The sequence below is a fragment of the Pseudomonas sp. 10B238 genome (genome assembly GCF_000970615.1).
Taxonomy (GTDB): domain Bacteria; phylum Pseudomonadota; class Gammaproteobacteria; order Pseudomonadales; family Pseudomonadaceae; genus Stutzerimonas.
The window spans coordinates 1-1,628 of the sequence record NZ_KQ033970.1 but is presented as its reverse complement, the minus strand read 5'-3'; the positions used below and the strand labels follow the sequence as shown (position 1 = coordinate 1,628).

Sequence of the window (1,628 nt, the reverse complement as noted above, 5' to 3'; positions counted from 1 at the left end):
GGCGAAGCAACGTACGGATCCTGGCTAGCAATTCGGAGAAGGCGAACGGCTTGATGAGATAATCATCAGCGCCCAACTCCAATCCCTTTACTCGATCCTGAACCCCGTCTCGGGCGGTGAGAAAGAGCACGGGAACCTCATTACCAGCAGCGCGGACTTTCTGTAAAACCTGCCACCCATCCAGGCCAGGCATCATCACGTCTAAGATGAGCAAGTCGTATGTGGTATGAAGCGCGTGCTGAGCAGCATCGGTCCCGTTTTCAACTCTATCGACTGTGAAGCCTGCCTCTGAAAGCCCCTGCTGTAGGTAGGTGCCTGTTTTCGGCTCGTCTTCAGCAACAAGAAGCTTCATGAAAGTATTCCCTCCGGCATTTGGAGCAGTGTGCCGATTGTCAGGGCGTGCAGCCAGTACCTTACAGAAACGTAATGCTCGCATCATCTGTCTGACAGCTTGTAGCGTTAACGTCTACATCAGCAGTTGCTCCCACACTCTGCTTTTTGGCCTTTTCCATGCTCCTTTGGCCTATCGGCGCCTAGATGGCGCCCTTTTTTTGCCCGCTGGAAACAAGACCTATTTGCCTGAACGAAAAGGCACCATGCACGCTACCTGCGCTTTCGCTTGGGCTCACTGCTTTTATGCATTACTGACGAAACCGTAATGTCTAAATCAGGCTTCTGACAGGAACGCTCGGTTAGCTTAGACACAGGACCAAGCCAAAGCCCCTATTTATGGAGCTGCGCTGGGTCTCCCATGTCTTCGAACGAGGTAACAAGTAATGAAATTCTTCAGATCCGTTTCTGTACTGCTCGCCATCGCAGCAAGCTCTTCCTATGCAATGGCAGAAGGTGGTGGTGATCGTACCTTTGCTCGTATGGAGCAGGCTCGCCAAATAGCGATCGCTAGTTATCAGGCTGACCAGAAGGACCAAGCCCAGGAGGTAGCCTCAAAAGCAACTTCAGCGAAGCACGCCCACGCTAATTGCTGAAGCGAAACCTTACGCAACTGTGACCATGCACCTTGAGTATCGTTGCAACCGGATCCTTGCACGGAAATCAAAAGCCATTGCGCAGCTTCCACCTGGAGATTGACATGCTCACAGGCGATTTTTTGGGCGATTTCTGAAGCGCTTTAAGCTTACAAAAATGTAATCCCGCGTCTTTCTTAGGCATGCCATATTTACGATTAAAGGCGAGTCGCTTGATAAGACAGACCGTGCGCGAGTTTCTAAGATCAATTAACGCTGGCAACACCAACCTTACGGCTGGTTTCGGCTTGGCTCCTTAGTTTGATTGGAACCTACACATGCAACGTAAAACCTCTAGGCGAACCTTTGTTAAAGGCTTGACTGCCGCAGGCATCCTTGGCGGTCTTGGCTTGTGGCGAGCTCCGGTCTGGGCAGTGACTAGCCCAGGCCAGCCCAGCGTACTAAGTGGCACGGAGTTCGATCTGCTGATTGGGGAGACGCCGGTCAATATCACCGGCGCGGCCCGGACAGCGATGACTATCAATGGGACCATCCCAGGGCCGCTTCTACGTTGGCGTGAAGGGGATACCGTCACGCTGCGAGTCAGAAATAAGTTGAGCGAAGATACATCGATTCACTGGCACGGCATGATCCTGCCGGCCA

At 52.5% G+C, this 1,628-nt stretch carries 3 protein-coding genes; 2 read left to right on the top strand and 1 reads right to left on the bottom strand.

Annotation, left to right across the window (positions count from 1 at the left end):
- The coding region (locus RT21_RS22820) for a response regulator (RefSeq protein WP_046164459.1) at nucleotides 1-352 on the bottom strand (352 nt) is incomplete at its 3' end.
- 424 nt (nucleotides 353-776) lie between these two features.
- On the opposite strand from RT21_RS22820, the gene RT21_RS22815 reads away from it, so the two are divergent.
- The gene (locus RT21_RS22815) at nucleotides 777-986 is read left to right on the top strand and encodes a co-regulatory protein PtrA N-terminal domain-containing protein (protein ID WP_015275566.1); all 210 of its coding nucleotides are present in this window, start codon (nucleotides 777-779) and stop codon (nucleotides 984-986) included.
- A 317-nt stretch (nucleotides 987-1,303) separates the two neighbouring features.
- On the top strand, nucleotides 1,304-1,628 hold a 325-nt coding region (locus tag RT21_RS22810; protein WP_046164458.1), incomplete at its 3' end, for a multicopper oxidase domain-containing protein.

Excerpts from the sequence above, each read along its gene's own strand:
- RT21_RS22815 (WP_015275566.1), top strand. The coding sequence starts at position 777 with ATGAAATTCTTCAGATCCGTTTCTGTACTGCTCGCCATCGCAGCAAGC.